Source organism: Streptomyces sp. NPDC026417, assembly GCF_055567695.1.
This window is the reverse complement of sequence record NZ_JBVHPY010000008.1, coordinates 199032-218433: the sequence shown is the minus strand read 5'-3', so window position 1 is coordinate 218433 and position 19402 is coordinate 199032. Positions and strand designations below refer to the sequence as shown.

General features: G+C 73.5%; 10 protein-coding genes and 1 tRNA gene. 1 reads left to right on the top strand and 10 read right to left on the bottom strand.

All coding sequences use genetic code 11. The features are described 5' to 3' along the window. Positions 1 to 85: 85 nt before the first annotated feature. A complete protein-coding gene (locus ACZ4NT_RS15655) occupies positions 86 to 3529 on the bottom strand; it encodes an AfsR/SARP family transcriptional regulator (RefSeq protein ID WP_467725746.1) in 3444 nt (1147 codons plus the stop codon). 350 nt (positions 3530 to 3879) lie between these two features. Continuing rightward, complete coding sequence (locus tag ACZ4NT_RS15650; protein ID WP_467725836.1) at positions 3880 to 4737, bottom strand: glycosyltransferase family 2 protein; 858 nt, start codon at positions 4735 to 4737, stop codon at positions 3880 to 3882. A 273-nt stretch (positions 4738 to 5010) separates the two neighbouring features. On the opposite strand from ACZ4NT_RS15650, the gene ACZ4NT_RS15645 reads away from it, so the two are divergent. After that, complete coding sequence (locus tag ACZ4NT_RS15645) at positions 5011 to 5781, top strand: hypothetical protein (protein ID WP_467725744.1); 771 nt, start codon at positions 5011 to 5013, stop codon at positions 5779 to 5781. A 148-nt stretch (positions 5782 to 5929) separates the two neighbouring features. Here ACZ4NT_RS15645 and ACZ4NT_RS15640 read toward each other — a convergent pair. The 8 genes from ACZ4NT_RS15640 to ACZ4NT_RS15605 all read right to left on the bottom strand — a co-directional run bounded on the left by ACZ4NT_RS15640 (position 5930) and on the right by ACZ4NT_RS15605 (position 19175). After that, positions 5930 to 6003 (bottom strand) — tRNA-Thr (locus ACZ4NT_RS15640). Between the two features lie 107 nt (positions 6004 to 6110). Then, positions 6111 to 7763 (bottom strand): alpha/beta hydrolase, encoded by a 1653-nt coding sequence (locus tag ACZ4NT_RS15635; RefSeq protein ID WP_467725742.1) that lies wholly within the window; start codon positions 7761 to 7763, stop codon positions 6111 to 6113. Positions 7764 to 7950: 187 nt separating this feature from the next. Continuing rightward, the gene (locus ACZ4NT_RS15630; protein WP_467725740.1) at positions 7951 to 9156 is read right to left on the bottom strand and encodes a DNA polymerase III subunit delta'; all 1206 of its coding nucleotides are present in this window, start codon (positions 9154 to 9156) and stop codon (positions 7951 to 7953) included. Positions 9157 to 9625: 469 nt separating this feature from the next. Then, positions 9626 to 12922 (bottom strand): dTMP kinase, encoded by a 3297-nt coding sequence (gene tmk, locus ACZ4NT_RS15625; RefSeq protein ID WP_467725738.1) that lies wholly within the window; start codon positions 12920 to 12922, stop codon positions 9626 to 9628. A 139-nt stretch (positions 12923 to 13061) separates the two neighbouring features. After that, the gene (gene topA / locus ACZ4NT_RS15620; protein WP_121405249.1) at positions 13062 to 15875 is read right to left on the bottom strand and encodes a type I DNA topoisomerase; all 2814 of its coding nucleotides are present in this window, start codon (positions 15873 to 15875) and stop codon (positions 13062 to 13064) included. 258 nt (positions 15876 to 16133) lie between these two features. After that, entirely contained in the window at positions 16134 to 16331 is a 198-nt protein-coding gene (locus ACZ4NT_RS15615; RefSeq protein WP_467725736.1) for a hypothetical protein, read from the bottom strand. 460 nt (positions 16332 to 16791) lie between these two features. Next, the gene (locus ACZ4NT_RS15610; RefSeq protein WP_121406357.1) at positions 16792 to 18309 is read right to left on the bottom strand and encodes a DUF7059 domain-containing protein; all 1518 of its coding nucleotides are present in this window, start codon (positions 18307 to 18309) and stop codon (positions 16792 to 16794) included. Between the two features lie 275 nt (positions 18310 to 18584). Then, positions 18585 to 19175 (bottom strand): small secreted protein, encoded by a 591-nt coding sequence (locus tag ACZ4NT_RS15605; protein ID WP_121405247.1) that lies wholly within the window; start codon positions 19173 to 19175, stop codon positions 18585 to 18587. Positions 19176 to 19402 lie beyond the last annotated feature (227 nt).

The following is a 19402-nucleotide window of genomic DNA, read 5'->3' as shown; positions in this document are numbered from 1 at the left end:
CGCACCCGGCGCCCGCCACGGTCACCACTCACGCCATACAGAACTCCGCTACGGTCACCCCTCACGCCGTACAGCCCCGTCACGGTCACCCCTCCCTCAACAGGTCCCTCAACTCCCCCACCACCGGAGTGTCCCTTCCCCGCAACGCCTCCAGGGCCAACTCCCACTGCCGGTACGCCTCTTCGAGCCGGCCGTCCGCACGGAGCAGCAACCCCCGCTGATGCCGGGCGAGCCCCTGGGTGAACCGGTCGGCACGCTGGTCCGCGCGGAGGAACAGCACGTCGCACTCGTGGACGGCCCGCTCCACGCGCCCCAGCCGCCGCAGCGCCCGCACCAGCCCCAGCCGGGTCTGCGACTCGCCGTGCCAGTCGCCGTGCCCGTCGAGGATCCGCAGACTCTCCTCGAAGTGCGGTACGGCGGACCAGGGTTCACCGAGCCTGAGATGGGCGTAGCCGATGTTGCAGTGGGCGGAGTGCCGCACGATCACGTCCCCGAGCGCGTCGCCGATCACGAGGCTGCGCCGGTGCTGGTCGATGGCGGCCCGGGGATCGGTGTGCTCGTAGAGGTTGCCCAGGTGGCTGTAGGTGACGGCCTCCGTGTGCGGGTCGCCCGGCGTGCGGGAGAGCTCCAGGCTCTGCAGCAGCGCGTCGCCGGACTCGGCGTACCTGCCCAGCCCTTCCAGGAGCATCCCGCGGTTGTTCAGCCCCCGCCGCACCCGGGACAGCACACCGAGCCGCCGCCAGACGGCCAGCGCCCGGTCGTTCAGGGCGAGCGCGTCGCCGGTGCGCCCCGTCATGAAGTGGAGCCCCGCCAGATCGCCGAGCGCGTACGCCTCGGCCGCCTCGTCACCGAGCCGTCGCGCCGCCCCGAGCGCCGCGCGCTGGATCACCTCCAGCTCCGCGACCCGTCCGCTGCGCTGCACGTACGGATGGAGCAGACGCGCCAGGACGAGGACGTACGGGGACGACTCCGCGTACCGCTCGACGAGGGCGACCACGTTCTCCAGTTCCAGGTCCCCCCAGGCGAACGCGTCCTTGGCGCAGGAGAACGGCGGCGTGGCCTCGACATCCGCCGTGTGCGCGGGCGGCTGCGACGCGGTCGGCCGGCTGCGGTCGTCGAGGTCCAGGCCCGGTTCGACGATCGCCGCGAGGGACCGGGCGGCGACACCGGCGTACCAGCGCAGGGCTCGCTCGACCGCGTCGACGTCGTCGGCCGCGTCTCCGGATTCCGCTCCGGCTCCGGCTCCGGCTCCGGGCGACTCCGGGGCGCGGGGACCTCCCTTCTCGCGCGGGTCGCGGTCTCCGCCCCCGGCGGCCGTCACGCCCGCGATCTCGCGGGCGAAGTCGCGGACGAGGTCGTGGGGGGCGTAGCGGCCGTACGCCGTCTCCTCCAGGAGGGCGACGTCGACGAGCCGGTCGAGCGCCGCCTCCGCGCGTCGCTCGTCCGTGCCGATGAGACGGGCGAGGAGAGCCACCCCGTACTCGGGGAGATCGACCGCGCCGATGCGGCGCAGGGCCAGCGCGGCGTCGCGGTCCGCCTCGCGGTCGGAGGAGCGCAGCGCGTCATGCGCGACGGCCAGTGACCTGCGCACGCTCAGGTCGTCGTACTCGAAGTGGTGCAACCGCCCCTCGGTGGCCGCGAGTTGACCCGCCAGGGCAGCCGGAGTGAGTGCCCGGCGGGCGGCGAGACGGGCGGCCACGATCCGCAGGGCGAGCGGCAGCCGACCGGTGAGCTCGACGAGGGGATGCGTGCCGTCGAGTCCGGCTGCGCGTCCGGACACCGTGCGCAGCAGCTCGGCACTCTCCTCGTCCGACAGCGGCGCGAGCGGGAGGCGCAGGGCACCGTCCAGCGCGGTGAGCGGCGAACGGCTCGTCACGATCACCGCGCAGCCGGCGCCCGCCGGCAGCAAGGGCCGTACCTGTGCGGCGTGGGCGGCGTCGTCGAGCACCATCAGCGTGCGTGTCGGGGCGAGCACCGAACGCAGCAACGCGGCGGCCGCATCCGGGTGTTCGGGGATGTGACGCGGCTCGGTACCGAGGTCGCGCAGCAGCGAGGCGAGGGCCTGGCCGGGGGACAGGGGGGTCATCCCGGGGGTGGCGCCGTGCAGGTTCACATACAACTGACCGTCGGGGAAACGTTTCCGCAGGGCATGCGCCACGTGCAGCGCCAGTGCGCTCTTTCCGACGCCGGCCATGCCGCTGAGCACGGCGAGGGCCGCGGTGCCCCGGCTCCGGCCCAGGGCACGACGCAGCTCCTCGATGATCCCGGCGCGGCCGATGAAGTGCGCCGGAGCGGGCGGGAGTTGGGCGGGCCGGGGCAGCACCGTGTCCGGGAGGCCGACCGGGGCAGCCGCGGCGTCCGGAACGGCACGGGCACTTTCTTCCACCCTCGCACCCGCCATCGCGTCCGGCACGGTGTCCTGCACGGCGTCGGCCGTCGCGTCCGCCGTCGCGCCGGCCACCGGGCCCGAAGCCGCGTCCATCGCTGCGTCCGCCGTGGCCTCGGCCACGGGGCCCGAAGCCGCGTCCGTCGCCACGCCCGCCAACGGGGCAGGCCCGGTCCCCTCGGGCGACTCCGCACCCTGACACCCCGCACACTCCTCGGTGGACACCGGCCCCACCGCGGGCTCCCCCGGTCCGGTACCCCCGCCCCGGAGGATCTCCAGATGGGCTTCGCGCACCGCGGGGCCCGGTTCGATGCCGAGTTCCTCGATCAGCCGCGCCCGCAGGTCGCGGTGCACGGCCAGCGCCTCCGCCTGCCGACCGGTGCGGTGCAGTACGAGCATCAGCAGCCGGTGGAAGGACTCGCGCAGCGGATACTCCGCAACGAGTGCCGCCAACTCGGGTGCGAGCCGGATGAGTCGAGGGCCGGCACCGTCGAGCGCACCGAGGGAGACGACCTGCCCGGCAGCCGCCCGGCGACCGGGTTCGCCGGACTCCACGACCGCACCCGCCCCCGTCCTCGCGCTCGTCCCCGGCTGCGCACCAACGCGTCCCGCCGCCCCGGCAAGGTGCAGTTCGGCGTCGTACCGCCATTCCAGGAGCTGGAGCCGCGCCTCCTCCAGCCGCGGGACGAGGGCGTGACCGCCGATCCCGGGCGGCAGTCCGCTCAGGGGCGTGCCGCGCCACAGGGCGAGCGCCGCGTCCGCCTCCCGCCGTACCAGCGCCCACTCGCGGCGGGTGTGTGCGGCGCGGGCGGCGGTGAGACGGCGCTCGAAGACGTGGACGTCCAGTTCGCCGTCGTCGACGCGCAGCAGATAGCCGGGCGCCACCGCCCGCAGGCGCCGCGGACAGTCGAGGAGTCGGCGCAAGCGGGTCACATGGTTCTGCATCGAGGCCCGGGCGGACGCCGGCGGTGCCCCGCTCCACAGCGCGTCCTCGATCACGTCGAGCGGCACGACCCGGCCCGGTTCCAGCAGGAGCGCCACCAGCAGGGCACGCAGCTTGCCGCCGCCGACCGGAGTGACGTCACCGTCCGTGCCGTACAGAACCGGCGGACCCAGCAGTCCGAACCGCAGCCCGTCCCGCATGACGCCGCCCCACTGCCTTCCCGCACGACCGCTTCGGGCGGCCACGCCCCGGCGACTTCGCGCCGACCCGCGACGACTTCCCGTCGCCCCACCTGCGGCCCCTGGGTGAGCCGTTGGCCATATGTTAGCGATCCGTTGGCGCGATCTGATGTGATCACTTCATCGGATCTGGCCCGACGGCGCGCGCGTACGCCGCGCAACTCGGGGGAGTGACGCCGTCGCGGCCGGGTTCGAGGACGCAAGAAGGCCCCGGTCGTCGGAGGTGAGCGACCGGGGCCTTCGTCCGCCCTCAACCGTCCGCGCCAGGAGCGGTCCCGCCTCGCGGCCGGCCGCACGCGGTGCGGCGGCGGTCAGATGACCGGGGGCCGTCCGAGCCTCGTGAGCCGCCAGACCGTCCGCCACCGCATGGGCCGCCGCTCCCCGCCGGACGCCCGGAACCCCTCCACGAAGCCACCGAACCAGGCCCGCAGCCCGCCCACGGAACGCGTCCGGGCGAGCGTGAGGAGGACCCAGATGCCCAGGTGGACGGGGATGAGCGGCAGGGGGAGCCTGCGCCGGACGAGCCAGACCCGGTTGCGGGCGGTCACCCGGTAATAGATGGCGTGCCGCGCGGGCGAGGTCTTCGGGTGCTGCAGGAGCAGTTCGGGCTCGTACAGGACGGTCCACCCGGCGTCCGCGGCACGCCAGGCGACGTCGGTCTCCTCGTGGGCGAAGAAGAACTCGGCCGGCCAGTCCCCGATCTCGTCGAGCATGCGCATGGAGAAGGCGTGGCCGCCGCCGAGGAAGCCGGTCACGGGGCCGCCCCGCAGGGGATCGCGGGCTCCGACGCGGGGCACGTGCCGACGCTGGGTCTCGCCGTTCTCGTCGGCGATCCGGAACCCGACGATGCCGAGCCGCGGGTCCCCGGCGAAGAGGTCGCGCACCTTGCGCAGCACGTCGGCGTCGACGAGGAGTCCGTCGTCGTCGAGCTCCACGACGACGTCCACGTCCCCGAACTCCCGCAGCTTCCGCAGCCCCACGTTGCGTCCGCCGGGACATCCGAGGTTCTCGTCCACCTCGATGGGGGTGACCTCGCCGGGCAGCCCCAGCCGCTCGGCGAAGTCGGGAAGCGGACAGCCGTTCCCGACGATCACGATCCGCGCGGGGGCGACGTCCTGCTTGGCGACGGACGCCAGCAGCGCGTCGACCTCGGCGGGCCGGTTCCCCATGGTCACCACGGCAACAGCGATCCGCGGCTCCTGAACCACGACACCCACCTCGATTCGGCGACGACTGGTGCGCGATGCTAGCCGTTCACCACGCCGTGCCCCGCCGTACGACGCCAGTCCGCCCGCCTGCTGCCCCCGGTGGGTGTCCCCTACCGTGCGCCGACCGACGACTCCCGCCGCGTTTCCCTCGCACGGATACGGTGCAGGGCAGGATTCCGGCCACCGACGGCCGCACGGCTCCGGCGGAGCAGATCGAAGGAGGCTGCGTCGACCATGACCCCGGCCTTCGGCGACGGCTGGCGCGCGACGGTGACCGTCGACCCGCTGCCCATCGCCCCCCGCTTCAACGGCAATTCCGTGGACGTCGCGCCCTATGCGAGCGGAGCGGAGCGTGAGCGGTTCCTGGTGGCGACCTTCGGCAGCCAGGACTGGCTCTGGGACACCCCTGACGTCGTCCGGTTCGACCCGGACAGCCGGGAGTTGGTGGGAGCCGAGTTCCAGCTTCCCTACGTCTCCGCCGACGCCGAGATCTCCGGGCGCGCTCCCGTTCTGCCCCCGGTACGCCCGGGCGGGCTCCGCGCGGACGAGGTACGGGACTTCCGACTGGAGACGTGCCGGGTGCTGTGCCGCGTTCCCGGAGACGCGGTACTGACCTCGCTGCGCGATCTCGACGTCCTCGACGAGCCGCTGGAGGCCGCCATCGGCATCGCACCGGACGTGGCGCTGCTGGTCCAGCACGGCGGCGTCGTCGGCTGGAGCCTCACCGATCCCGCGCGCCATCTGACCACGGTCCACGGCACCCCGGCCCCCGCCCCGCCGTCCCCGGCCGTCCGCCGGCTGCTCAGCGCCTGCCTGGACCTGGTCGCGGATCCGCTCCTCGAAGCCGTGCAGGACGGCGAGCCGGCCGCCCTGGCCCGGCTCCGCGAGGTCCACCGGGCCCTGCGCGACCAACAGGAGGACCGCCACCGAGCCGACGCCCTCCTCGCGTTCATCGGCAACCTGGTCGAGGACTGCGCGGACGTCCCGCCCGGGCAACAGCCCTGACCTCTGACTCCGGCCCGGCCCTCCTGCAGAAGGGGAACAGAGCCCGCCCACCCCCGCGGGTCCCCGCCCAGCGGGCGCGCCGCCTTCCCCGTCCCCGAAAAAAGCAAAAGCCCCAGGTCACGGCGAGTGAGTCCTGAGGCTTCGGCAGAGCCGCCTTCGGGATTCGAACCCGAGACCTACGCATTACGAGTGCGTTGCTCTGGCCATCTGAGCTAAGGCGGCGCGCTGTCCGCACCATGGTGCGATCAGCAACGTCGGTAAGTCTACACAGTTTCGAGGAGTGCTCCGTACACGCCCCGGGGCCCTCGGCACCGGGGCGCGCGGTGGGGTCACGAGCAGCGCTTTTCCTCGGCGGGGGCGGCCCCCTGGAGGAGATAGCGGTTGATCGCGGTGTCGATGCAGTCGCTGCCGCGGCCGTAGGCGGTGTGGCCGTCGCCGTTGTACGTGAGCAGCGTCCCGGAGGAGAGCTGGTCGGCCAGGGAGCGGGCCCAGGCGTAGGGGGTGGCCGGATCGCGGGTGGTGCCGACCACCAGGATCGGGGCGGCGCCCTTGGCCTCGATGCGGTGCGGCTCCCCGGTGGCGCGCACCGGCCAGTACGCGCAGTTCAGGGACGCCCAGGCCAGCCCCTCGCCGAACACCGGCGAGGCCTTCTCGAAGGACGGGAGCGCCTTCTCCACCTCGTCGGGGGTCGAGAAGGCCGCCGGGAGGTCCAGGCAGTTCACGGCCGCGTTGGCGAACATCAGGTTCGTGTACGTGCCGTTCTCGTCCCGCTCGTAATAGCTGTCCGCGAGGACGAGCAGGCCCGCTCCGTCGTTCTCCTTGATCGCCGACGTGAGCGCCTCGCGCAACTGCGGCCAGGCCGTCTCGTCGTACATCGCCGCGATCACGCCCGTCGTGGCCAGCGACTCGCCCAGCTTCCGGCCGTCCGCGTCGCCCGCCGGGATGGGTGCCTTGTCGAGCCGGTCGAAGAAGGCCCGCAGGTTCCTGCCCACCTGGTCGGCGCTCGTGCCCGCCCCGCCCAGCGGGCAGTCGCTCTGGCCCACGCAGTCCTTCGCGAAGGACTGGAACGCCGTCTCGAAGCCCGCCGTCTGGTCCTCGTTCAGCCTGCGGGCGGTCAGCGTCGGGTCCATCGCCCCGTCCAGCACCAGCCGGCCCACCCGGTCGGGGTGGAGCCCGGCGTACGTCGCGCCCAGGAACGTCCCGTACGAGGCGCCGACGTAGTGCAGCTTCGAGTCGCCGAGCACGGCGCGCAGTACGTCCATGTCCCGGGCCGCCTCGATCGTCGACACGTGCCGCAGCAGCTCGGGCGACCGCTTGCCGCAGCCCTCCGCGAACTCCTTGTAGGCGTCGACCAGTTTCCCCTTCTCCCGCTGGTCGTCCGGGGTGATGTCCGTCTGCGTGTACGTGTCCATCCGGGGACCCGAGAGGCATTCGACGGGCTCGCTGCGGGCCACGCCCCGCGGGTCGACCGCCACCATGTCGTAGCGCGCGCGGACCTCCGCCGGGTAGCCGATGCCCGCGTACGACTGCAGGTAACCGATCGCCGAACCGCCCGGACCGCCGGGGTTGACCAGCAGCGAGCCGATGCGCTTTCCGGGACCCGTGGCCTTCTTGCGGGCGACGGCCAGTTTGATGCCGCCCGAGGCCGGCTTGGCGTAGTCGAGCGGCGCCTTCATCGTGGCGCACTGGAAACCGGGGACACCGCACGAGTGCCAGGTCAGCTTCTGCTCGTAGTACGGGGCGAGCGCCGACGGCGTGGCCCGGGGCAGCGCGGCCAGCGCCGCGTCGGCGGTGGACGCCGACGTCGAACCGCCCGGCGAACAGGCGGAGAGCAGCAGCGCCGTGGCCGCGAGCAGCAGGCCGCCGGTACGCAGCGGTCCCGTCCCGCCCACGGGCCGGTCGGGGCGGGAGGACGGAGCGGAACGGAGGGACCAGGTCGGCCGGAGGGACCGCGACGGCCGCGGGGTGCGCCTGATGTGCATCCCGTGAGCGTAACCTTGCGCGATCGATTGATCACCATCAGTTGCCGAAGCGCCTCGTACGAGTGACTTCGTCAACCCGGCCCGTCACCTGCCCGTGTCGGCGCAACGGTCGCGCTCACGGGTCCGTGTTGACGGGTCCGCGTTCACGGTCCGTGCTCACCCGCCCGTACTCCCTGGGCAGGGCCGCTCACCCCGCTCTGAGCGTCAGCGTCATCGCCTCCACCGCGAGCAGCGGGGCGACATTGCGGTCGAGGGCGTCGCGGCACGCGGCGATGGCGTCGATGCGGCGCAGGGTCGACTCCGGCGAGCTGCCGCGCGCTATCCGCTCCAGGCTGTCCCGCACCTCGGTATTGGCGATGGCCACGCCGGATCCCAGCTGGAGCGCGAGCACGTCGCGGTAGAAGCCGGTGAGGTCGATGAGGGCCAGATCGAGGCTGTCGCGCTGCGTACGCGTCCGCCGGCGCTTCTGCTTGTCCTCCAGGTCCTTCATGACGCCGGCGGTACCCCGCGGCATGCGCCCGCCCTGGCCGGCGCCGAGAGCCGCCTTCAGATCGTCGGTCTCCTTGACGTCGACCTCCTCGGCGAGCTGCTTCGCGTCCTCGGCCGCGGTGTCGATCAGCTCCTGGGCCGCCTTGAGGCAGCCGCCGACGTCGTCGACCCGGAGGGGGAGTTTGAGGACGGCCGCCCGGCGCGCGCGGGCCCGCTCGTCCGTGGCCAGCCGGCGGGCCCGGCCGATGTGGCCCTGGGTGGCGCGGGCGACGGCCGCCGCGACCGCGGGCTCGATGCCGTCACGGCGGACGAGGATGTCGGCGACCGCGTCCACCGGCGGGGTGCGCAGGGTGAGGAGGCGGCAGCGGGAGCGGATGGTGGGCAGGACGTCCTCGATGGACGGGGCGCACAGGAGCCAGACCGTGCGGGGGGCGGGCTCCTCGACGGCTTTCAGGATGACGTTGCCCGCGCCCTCCGTAAGGCGGTCGGCGTCCTCCAGGACGATGACCTGCCAGCGGCCGTTCGCCGGGGACATCTGGGCGCGGCGGACCAGGTCGCGGGTCTCCTTCACGCCGATGGAGAGCAGGTCGGTGCGGACGATCTGCACGTCGGCGTGGGTGCCCACCAGGCTCGTGTGGCAGCCGTCGCAGAAGCCGCAGCCGGGGACTCCGCCCAGGGCGCGATCGGGGCTGACGCACTGGAGCGCGGCGGCGAACGCCCGCGCCGCGGTGGAGCGGCCCGAGCCGGGCGGGCCCGTGAACAGCCAGGCGTGCGTCATCTTCGACGCATCCGGGGGCGCGGTGTCCGTGGCGGTCGCCGTCACGAGCGCGTCGGCGTCACGGGCGGCACCGGCGAGCTGCACGGTCACCTTCTCCTGGCCCACCAGGTCGTCCCACACGGGCATGGGGGCACCGCCCTTTCGTCGCACTTCGCCTTGCCGCGTCCCATTGTGCGGGAGGGCACCGACAATCCCGCCCCGGCCTGGGGGGCCGCCCCTGGCCCCAGGCCCCGGCCCCCGGGCCCCCCGGGACCTCATCAGCCCCGGCCCTCGGCCCTCAGCCCCGGATCCCGACCCCCGGACCTCAGCGCCGTCCCCCGCCTCCCGCCCCCCGTTCCCCGTCCCCCGTCCCCCGTCCACCGGACCGGCTACGACGGCTACGACAGCCGCGACATCCACCCCGGCAGTCGCCACGCCCGCCGGACACGGACGACCGCCCCGTACGACACGACGGTCCGCCACTCCACCGGCTCCCACCCCCGCGAGACGCGGACGGAGCCGCCCCGCCGACGACGAAGGGGCGGGGCGCCCACCGGACACCCCGCCCCTTCGGAACGGGCCGGCGGCGCGCTCGTCACCGCCCGCCCCGGCCGCGTCAGCGGCGTCGTCCGCCCCTGCCGCGGCCCTCGTCCCGGTCGTCGTCCTCGCGCGGGCCCAGGAGCTCGTCGGCCAGGCTCGGGAGATCGTCCAGCGGGGTCTCCTCCGCCCAGTCGGAGCGCCGGCGGCGTGGCGTGCCCGTCTCGTCGACCTGCGGCAGCTCACGCGTGCGCTCGTTGCCGCCGACGCCCGGGTCCCCGGCGCCGGGGCCCTGATGTCCGTCGCCCGCCGCATGCTCGTCGCGGAAGTAGCCCGGCGGCACGCGGTCCGCCGTGTCACCGGCCGCGGCGCGGCCCGTGGCACGCACGGGCGGCAGCACGGCCGTCTCGTCCGCGGCGCCGGGAGCCCCGTCGGTCGTCACCGGCGGCAGCACGGCCGTCTCGTCCGCCGCCGCGGGAGGCACCGGCGGCAGCACGGCCGTCTCGTCCGCCGCCGTCGGAGGCACCGGCGGCTTCGGCAGCTTGGCCGTCTCCTCGCCGTCCGGACGCGAACCGCCGCCCCGGCGCGAACCGCGGCCCGACCGGGAACCGCCGTCCCGCTCGTCCGACCCGCCGGCCCGCACGGGAGGCAGCACCGCCGTCTCGTCCGCGGGGCCGCCCGTCGCCTCGGACGGGGTCACGACCGGAGTCGGCACGGTCGGCTCGTTGTCCCGGACCGGCGCGGCGGGCGCCGTCCCGAGCGACCCGGCCGCGCTCACCGCGGCCGCCGAGGCGGCGGCGGCCTCCGCTGCGGCACGCCGCGCCTGTTCCGCCCGCAGCAACGCCTCCTCGGCCTTGCGCTGCTTCTCCAGACGACGCTCCTCGGCCTCGGCCCGCAGCCGCGCCTCCTCCTCGGCCTGCTTGCGCCGGCGCTCCTCCTCGGCGGCTCGCGCCTGCTCCTCGGCGAGCTTGCGGACGCGCTCCTCCTCGGCGCGGCGGCGGGCCTCCTCGGCACGCTGCCGGGCCTCCTCGGCCTGGCGCTCGGCCTCGCGGCGCTGCGCCTCCTCCAGTTCGCGCTGCTTGCGCTCCTCTTCCTCCGCGCGCAGCTTGGCGAGCTGCTCCTGGCGTTCGCGCTCCAGGCGCTCCTCCTCCGCCTTGCGCGCGGCCTCTTCCTCGGCCTTGCGCCGGGCCTCCTCCTCGGCCGCCCTGCGCGCCTCCTCACGGGCCTTCACCTCGGCCTCGGAGAGCGGCAGCACCATGTCGAGCCGGTGCCGGACGACGGTGGTGACCGCCTCGGGCTCCTGACCGGCGTCGACGATCAGATAGCGCCCCGGGTCGGCCGCGGCCAGGGTCAGGAAACCGGACCGCACGCGCGCGTGGAACTCGGCCGGCTCGGACTCCAGACGGTCGGGTGCCTCCGTGAACCGCTCGCGGGCCGTCTCCGGGGACACGTCCAGCAGGACCGTGAGATGCGGCACGAGACCGTTGGTCGCCCACCGCGAGATCCGGGCGATCTCGGTCGGCGACAGGTCGCGGCCCGCCCCCTGGTAGGCCACCGAGGAGTCGATGTAGCGGTCCGAGATGACGACGGCGCCGCGTTCGAGGGCGGGCCGCACCACGGTGTCCACGTGCTCCGCGCGGTCGGCCGCGTAGAGCAGGGCCTCGGCGCGATGCGAGAGGCCGGCCGAGGACACGTCCAGCAGGATCGACCGCAGCCGCTTGCCGACCGGCGTCGCCCCCGGCTCGCGGGTGACGACGACCTCGTGGCCCTTGGCGCGGATCCACTCGGCGAGCGCCTCCGCCTGGGTCGACTTGCCCGCTCCGTCGCCGCCCTCCAGGGCGATGAAGAAGCCGGCGTCGGCGGGCACCTGCGCCGGGTCGTCGCCGCCGCGCAGCGCGTCCCGCAGGTCGTGCCGCAGCGGCACGCCGGAGCGGTCGTCGATCTTGGCGAGCACCAGCGCGGCCACCGGCAGCAGCAGCGCACCGACCAGCATCAGGGTGAAGGCCGCGCCGCCGTGCGCGAACACGAACCGGCCGTTCTCCAGCCGGTGCGGCCCGATCGCGGCGGCCACCAGCGGGGCCACCAGCACGCCGAGCGCGACGAAGACCCGGACGACCGCGTGCAGGTGCTCGGTCGCCCTGGGCCGCCGGTACTCCTCGGTCTCCTGGTCGAGCAGGGTGTGTCCGGTGTTGGCGGCGACACCCGCGCCGATCCCCGCGAAGCCCACTATCAGCAGCACGGTGGTGACGTCCGGCACGAGTCCGGCGGCGAGCAGCGCGACGCCCGTGAAGGCGATGGCCAGCGCGAGGAGCCGGCGCCGTGACAGCGACGGCAGCAGCGAGGGCGCCGTCCGGATGCCGATCACGACACCGCCGGTCAGCGCGAGCACCAGCAGCCCGTACGTGACCGGGCCGCCGCCGAGGTCCTTGGCCTGCAGCACGAAGACGGCGACGGCGGCCGCGACGGCCCCGGCGACGGCGGCGCAGGCCGGCACGAGCAGCGGTACGGCACCGGTGCGGCCCTTGTCGACGCCCGAGCCCGTCCTGGGCCGGCGCAGGCCCTCCAGGGGCGAGCGCGCGCGGGGGGTGCGGGTGTCGGGCAGTTCCAGGGAGGTCAGTACCGAGAGCGAGGCCGCGAAGAGTCCGGCGGCGACGTACGAGGCGAGGGCCGCCTGGTGCTGGTCGAACCAGTCGAGGCCCGCGCCCAGCAGGTTGTTCAGCAGCGACGCGACGACGAGCGCCGCGGCCGCGAGCGGCACGGACACGAAGGCCGTACGCAGGAACAGGCGCCGCAGGGCGTCCAGGTGGTCCGGCAGCGGGCGCACCGTTGCGCCCTCCGGCGGCGGCGGGGGCAGCAGGGCGGGCGCCGCGCTCTCGCGGCACACGGTCCAGAAGCGCTCGGCGACACCGGTCACGAACGCGGTCACCAGGAGGACGGCCAGCGCGTCGTCCGGGGTCCAGTCGATCCACAGCGGCGCGACGATCAGGAGGGCGGCGCGGACGGCGTCCGCGCCGACCATGGTCCAGCGCCGGTCGAGCGGGCCCTCCTGCGAAGTCAGGGAGCTGAGCGGGCCGAGGAGCACCGCGCCGAAGAGCAGGGTGGCGAGGATCCGCGCCCCGAAGACGGCCGCCACGGCGACGCTCACGCCGCGATAGCCGCCGCCGAAGGAGCCCTCGGCGATGGCCGCCTGGAGGACCAGGGCGACCAGGACCAGCAGGGCCAGGGCGTCGCCGACACCGCCCACGAGCTGCGCGCTCCACAGCCGTTTCAACTGGGGTCGGCGCAGGAGTGCGCGCACGGCACGCTCCCGGGAATCTGCGACCAGGGCGTCGTCGGGGGCCCGATGGTGGGCCGTTGGCTGCTCGGCTCGCGTCATCCTGACAGCCTATCCGGAGCTGTCGGCTCCCCGAAGAGGCGGCCGAACATACGGACGCCCCCACACCCGAAGGTGTAGGGGCGTACGACGGCGGGTACCTGTGCGCCCGCCTCGGCCCTCGCGGACCGGCCCGGCGAGGTCAGCTCTCCGAAGCGGCCGTCTTCTTGGCGGTGGTCTTCTTGGCCGGCGCCTTCTTGGCGGTCGTCTTCGCGGCCGTCGTCTTCTTGGCTGCCGTCTTCTTGGCAGGGGCCTTCTTGGTGGCGGCCTTCTTGGCCGGCGCCTTCTTGGCGGTCTTCTTGACGGGCCCCTTCGCGCGCTTCTCGGCGAGCAGCTCGAAGCCGCGCTCCGGGGTGATCTCCTCGACGCTGTCGCCGGAGCGCAGGGTCGCGTTGGTCTCGCCGTCGGTGACGTACGGGCCGAAGCGGCCGTCCTTCACCACGACCGGCTTCTGGCTGACCGGGTCCTCGCCGAGCTCCTTCAGCGGCGGCTTGGCGGCCGCGCGTCCACGCTGCTTGGGCTGCGCGTAGATCGCGAGCGCCTCCTCCAGCGTGATGGTGAAGAGCTGCTCCTCGGCGGTGAGCGACCGCGAGTCCGTGCCCTTCTTCAGGTACGGCCCGTAGCGGCCGTTCTGCGCGGTGATCTCCACGCCCTCGGCGTCCTTGCCGACGACCCGGGGCAGCGACATCAGCTTGAGTGCGTCGTCGAGGGTCACCGTGTCCAGCGACATCGACTTGAACAGCGAGGCCGTACGCGGCTTGACGGCGTTCTTGCCGGTCTTCGGGGTGCCCTCGGGCAGCACCTCGGTGACGTACGGGCCGTAGCGCCCGTCCCTGGCGATGATCTGGTGGCCGGTCGCCGGGTCGGCGCCGAGCTCGAAGTCACCGCTCGGCTTGGCGAGCAGCTCCTCCGCGTACGCGACGTCCAGCTCGTCCGGGGCCAGGTCCTCGGGGACGTCCGCCCGCTGGTGGTTCTCGGCGTCCTTCTCGCCGCGCTCGACGTACGGCCCGTAGCGGCCGACGCGCAGCACGATGTCGTTGCCGACCGGGAAGGACGACACCTCGCGGGCGTCGATGGCGCCCAGGTCGGTGACGAGTTCCTTGAGACCGCCGAGGTGGTCGCCGTCGCCGTTGCCCGCCTCGGCGGCACCGGTGGCCTCGCCCTCGCCGAAGTAGAAGCGCTTCAGCCACGGCACGGACTGGGCCTCGCCCCGCGCGATGCGGTCGAGGTCGTCCTCCATCTTCGCGGTGAAGTCGTAGTCGACGAGCCGCCCGAAGTGCTTCTCCAGGAGGTTGACCACGGCGAAGGAGAGGAAGGACGGGACGAGCGCCGTGCCCTTCTTGAAGACATAGCCACGGTCGAGGATCGTGCCGATGATCGACGCGTACGTCGACGGGCGGCCGATCTCGCGCTCTTCGAGCTCCTTGACCAGGCTGGCCTCGGTGTAGCGGGCCGGGGGCTTGGTGGCGTGGCCGTCGACCGAGATCTCCTCGGCGGACAGCGGGTCGCCCTCGTTGACCTGCGGCAGCCGGCGCTCGCGGTCGTCCAGCTCGGCGTTCGGGTCGTCCGCGCCCTCGACGTAGGCCTTGAGGAAGCCGTGGAAGGTGATGGTCTTGCCGGACGCGCTGAACTCGGCGTCGCGGCCGTCGGAGGCGCGGCCCGCGATCTTGACGGTGACGGAGTTGCCGACCGCGTCCTTCATCTGCGAGGCGACGGTCCGCTTCCAGATCAGCTCGTACAGCTTGAACTGGTCGCCGGTCAGACCCGTCTCGGCCGGGGTGCGGAAACGATCACCCGAGGGGCGGATCGCCTCGTGCGCCTCCTGGGCGTTCTTGACCTTCCCGGCGTACGTGCGCGGCTGGGCCGGCAGGTAGTCGGCCCCGTACAGCTGCGTGACCTGGGCCCGGGCGGCACCGACCGCCGTGTCCGACAGCGTGGTGGAGTCCGTACGCATATAGGTGATGAAGCCGTTCTCGTACAGCTTCTGCGCCACCTGCATGGTCGCCTTCGCACCGAAGCCGAGCTTGCGCGAGGCCTCCTGCTGGAGCGTCGTCGTACGGAACGGGGCGTACGGCGAGCGGCGGTACGGCTTGGACTCGACCGAGCGGACCGCGAAGTTCGTGTCCTGGAGGGCGGCGGCCAGCGCGCGTGCGTTCGTCTCGTCCAGGTGGAGCGTGTTCGGGCTCTTGATCTGCCCGAGGGAGTCGAAGTCGCGGCCCTGGGCCACCCGCTTGCCGTCGACCGTCGTCAGCCGGGCGACGAGCGACGACGGGTCCGAGGCGTCGCCGGCGCGGCCGGTGCCGAAGGTGCCGGTCAGGTCCCAGTACTCGGCGGAACGGAAGGCGATGCGCTCGCGCTCCCGCTCGACGACGAGGCGGGTCGCCACGGACTGCACACGGCCCGCCGACAGGCGCGGCATGACCTTCTTCCACAGGACCGGCGAGACCTCGTAGCCGTAGAGGCGGTCGAGGATGCGGCGGGTCTCCTGGGCGTCGACCATGCGCTTGTTGAGCTCGCGCGGGTTGGCGACGGCGCTGCGGATCGCGTCCTTGGTGATCTCGTGGAAGACCATCCGGTGGACGGGAACCTTGGGCTTCAGGACCTCCAGGAGGTGCCACGCGATGGCTTCGCCCTCGCGGTCCTCATCGGTGGCGAGGAAGAGTTCGTCGGAGTCCTTCAGCAGGTCCTTGAGCTTCTTGACCTGGGCTTTCTTGTCAGCGTTGACCACGTAGATCGGCTGGAAGTCGTGCTCGACGTCGACGCCGAGGCGGCGCACCTCGCCGGTGTACTTCTCGGGCACCTCCGCGGCGCCGTTCGGGAGGTCGCGGATGTGCCCGACGCTCGCTTCGACGACGTAGCCGGGGCCGAGGTAGCCCTTGATCGTCTTCGCCTTGGCAGGCGACTCGACGATGACGAGTCGGCGGCCGCCGTGTGCGGTGTCGCTGGTCGGGGACAACTTCGCTCTTCTCTCCGGTCGACGCGGGGGGTCTCCCCAGGCCTTGCTCCCGGGGGTCGTGTCGTGCTGACGCTGCGGAGTGTGACGGTACATCCCGCCCCCGTGTCAAACGGGAAAAGCCCGCAACGGCCACTCGAACGGTAACCCGACTACCGCCATTCCTGCCGCCCGGAGTGGCGACCAGCTGTTTCACCCCTATCCGGAGCGTGACCTCTCAATTACTTGGGAGAGTCGGCTCCGAGGGCCCGGAAGCCCTCCCTATGCGCGCGTGAGGCACCACACGCCGAATGCCAGCGCGACGACCGAGACGAGGCTCGCGAGCGTCGCCGATGCGACGGGGCTCACACCGAGGGCGACCGGCTCGTGCCGCCGCAGCCGCACCGCCGTCCAGGCCAGGAGCCCCCCTCCGAACAGGGCGAACACCGCTCCTGTGAAGATCGCCGGCCCGCTTTCCATGGTTCCGCCCTTCCCGCCCCGGTGGTCCAGGCTGCGGAGACTGACACGCCCGGACAGCGGGCGGGCGAACCCAGGGTGAACGGGAGCGGACGGCACCGGTGCGCCGCCCCGGACGGGCGGGACGCCGACGTTCCGCGGTCTCAGGCCGCGGCGCGCCGAGGCACGCCCGACTGTGGCGAATCCGTCGTTCCCGGCGACGACGGCGCCGGGGCGGGGGCACCGCGGCGGTCTGCCGGGTGGGCCGGGCGTGCCCGGCGGTGAAGGTCACGACGCGCCGGGACCGGGCGACGAACACGACGGGGCAGGGGCACCGCGGCGGCCTGCCGGGCGTGCCCGGCGGTGACGCTCACGGCGCGCCGGGGCCGGAGGTCCGCCCGCAGTCGCCGCCCACCCGGCAGTCCACGCCCGCCCGGGAGGCGGACCGGCCCCGGATGGACGGGAACGTCGGTGCCGGTCGCCGTCACCCCACGGGCTCGATGAACCCCTGTTCCACCAGCAGCCGGATCTGCCCGGGCGTGCGGTCGCGCAGCAGCACGGGGTCCTCGCCGACGAGTTGCGCGATGGCGTCCAGGATCCGCCCCGCGCTCAGCGTGCCGTCGCACACGCCCGCGAAGCCCGCGCCGACCGTGTCCACCTTGGTGGCCCGGCGCATTCCGCGGTGCTGACGCAGCACCACGTGCTCGGGGTCCTCGGCGCCGGGCAGCCCGACCTGCTCCTGGACCACCTCGGTCACCAGCTTGAAGTGGCCGGCGAGCAGGGCGGCGTCGTCGTGCTCGCGCAGGTAGTCGACGCGGGCGAAATGCGCGCGGACCACGTCACCGAGCGGCTGTTCGACCGGATGCGGCCACTCCTCCACCGTGACCGAGGGCACCTCGGCCGTCGTCCTGCGGAGCGTGATCCACCCGAAGCCGACCGCCTTCACCTTGCGCGCCTCGAACTCGTCGAGCCAGGCGTCGTACCGCGCCTGGTACTCGGCGGGATCGCTGCGGTGGTCGCCCGCGTCCCGCAGCCACAACTCGGCGTACTGCATGACGTCCTGCACCTCGCGCTGCACGATCCACGCGTCGCAGCCGCGCGGCACCCACGAACGGAGCCGGTCCTGCCAGTCCTCCCCTTCCACGTGCTGCCAGTTGGCGAGGAACTGCGCGTACCCCCCGTCGTTCAGCCGCTCCCCCGCCTCCTGAACGAGCGTGCGGCAGAGATCGTCCCCGCCCATCCCGCCGTCCCGGTAGGTCAGCCGCGCGCCGGGCGAGATCACGAAGGGCGGGTTCGACACGATCAGGTCGTACGTGTCGTCGGCGACGGGCTCGAAGAGGGAGCCCTGCCGCAGGTCGGCCGCCGGGGCGCCGGAGAGCGCCAGGGTGAGCGCGGTGATGTGCAGGGCACGGGGGTTGAGGTCCGTCGCGGTCACGCGCGTGGCGTGCTGGGCGGTGTGCAGTGCCTGGATCCCGGAACCCGTGCCGAGGTCGAGCGCGGCGGCGACCGGTGTCCGCACGGTGAGGCCCGCGAGCGTCGTGGACGCCCCGCCGACGCCGAGCACGACACCTTCCTCACGGCTCCCGATGCCCCCGGCGCCACCGACCGCACAGCCGAGGTCCGACACGATGAACCAGTCCTCGCCGTCCAGCCCGCCGTACGGCCGGATGTCCACGGTCGCGGCGACCTCGTCCCCGCCGACCGGGGTCAGCCATCCGCTGTCCAGGCAGTCGGCGACGGGCAGCACGTCCGCGACGCGCGCGTGCGGCACCGGCTGCTGCAGCAGGAACAGCCGTACGAGCGTCTCCAGGGGCGTGTCCCCGCGGGTCGCCCGGAGCGCGGGCACGGTCTCGCTGCGCGCGAGCGCGGCGTACGCGGGGGCTCCGAGCAGATCGAGCATCCCGTCCGCGGTGTAGGACGCCGCGAGCAGGGCGTCCCGCAGCCGCGCGGCGACGTCGGGACGGTCGGACGAGGGCAACGGTGACAGGCTGGTGTGGCTCACCACCCCATTGTGACCCGCGAGCGCCGATACGGCTGCGGGTACGACGCCGGGCCCCGGGCGCCACCGACGCGGGCCCCGGCCCTCTCGCGGAGGCGACCCGACTCCGTCACCGGATCAGGCCGACGGGGCGACCGGCTCAGGCCGACGGAGTCCCCGGCGCCGTATGTCCTCGTGCGTGCCGGCCACCGTCAGGCCCGTGCGTGCCGGGCGCCGTCAGGACGGCGCCCGGCACCGGGCCGGAGCCCGTCACCGCTGTCGGGGCGGGCCGCCGGGGGTCAGCCCTTGGTGACCTCGGGCGAACCGGAGGCGCTCTTGCAGCTCTCCTGCTGGGCCATGGCCGTGCCCACGTCACCCTCCTCGAGCTTCTTCAGCGCGTCGTTACCGCTCTGGCTCAGCTTGTCGAGTTCGGTGGCGATGTCCTTGAGACCGTCGGCGAACTTCGCCTGGTCCTTGGTGTTGAGTCCGTCGACCTGCTTCTTCAGGTCGGCGTACGACGACGAGATGTCGTTGAGTTCCTTGACCGCGTCGGTCTGCTTCTTCTCGCCGTTGTCGACGTTCGGCGCACCGGCCTTGTCCACGGCGGAACCGATCGCCTTGTAGGCGTCGGACATGTCCTGGAACGCCTGGGAGTCGGTCGACTGCACCTCCTTCGGCGTGCTGTTGTCCGACGTCTCCTTCTGGATCGCGGCGTTGGCGGCCTCGATCTTCTTCGCCTGCGGCTTCACCGCGTCGCAGACCTGCTTGGCCCAGGAGTCCAGCTTCTCGTTGCCGTCGTCGCTGCTGCATCCCGACAGCGCCATCACCAGTACCGCACCGCCGGACACCGCGGCCGCGAGCTTCTTGTTCACCGGATTGGTCCCTTCCATGGCTCTCGGCCCCGGAACATACACGCCAAGTGGGGGACAACAGCGTGACGAACGTCCGCTTCATCCGTTATTGCAGCCATTTGCACCAAGCGAGATAAGGCTCACGGCGACCGCGCGAACGACCGCGGGGGGGGGGGGGGGGGGGGGGGGGGGGGGGGGGGGGGGGGGGGGGGGGGGGGGGTGGGGAGGGGTGGGGGTGGGGGTTCTGGTGATGGCAGGTACTCAGG

What these genes read in the sequence shown, in the direction of transcription:
- tmk (WP_467725738.1), bottom strand. Translation starts at nt 12,922, where the DNA reads ATGACGCGAGCCGAGCAGCCAACGGCCCACCATCGGGCCCCCGACGAC.
- ACZ4NT_RS15605 (WP_121405247.1), bottom strand. Translation starts at nt 19,175, where the DNA reads ATGGAAGGGACCAATCCGGTGAACAAGAAGCTCGCGGCCGCGGTGTCC.
- ACZ4NT_RS15655 (WP_467725746.1), bottom strand. Translation starts at nt 3,529, where the DNA reads ATGCGGGACGGGCTGCGGTTCGGACTGCTGGGTCCGCCGGTTCTGTAC.
- ACZ4NT_RS15645 (WP_467725744.1), top strand. Translation starts at nt 5,011, where the DNA reads ATGACCCCGGCCTTCGGCGACGGCTGGCGCGCGACGGTGACCGTCGAC.
- ACZ4NT_RS15630 (WP_467725740.1), bottom strand. Translation starts at nt 9,156, where the DNA reads ATGCCCGTGTGGGACGACCTGGTGGGCCAGGAGAAGGTGACCGTGCAG.
- ACZ4NT_RS15650 (WP_467725836.1), bottom strand. Translation starts at nt 4,737, where the DNA reads ATGGGGAACCGGCCCGCCGAGGTCGACGCGCTGCTGGCGTCCGTCGCC.
- ACZ4NT_RS15635 (WP_467725742.1), bottom strand. Translation starts at nt 7,763, where the DNA reads ATGCACATCAGGCGCACCCCGCGGCCGTCGCGGTCCCTCCGGCCGACC.
- ACZ4NT_RS15615 (WP_467725736.1), bottom strand. Translation starts at nt 16,331, where the DNA reads ATGGAAAGCGGGCCGGCGATCTTCACAGGAGCGGTGTTCGCCCTGTTC.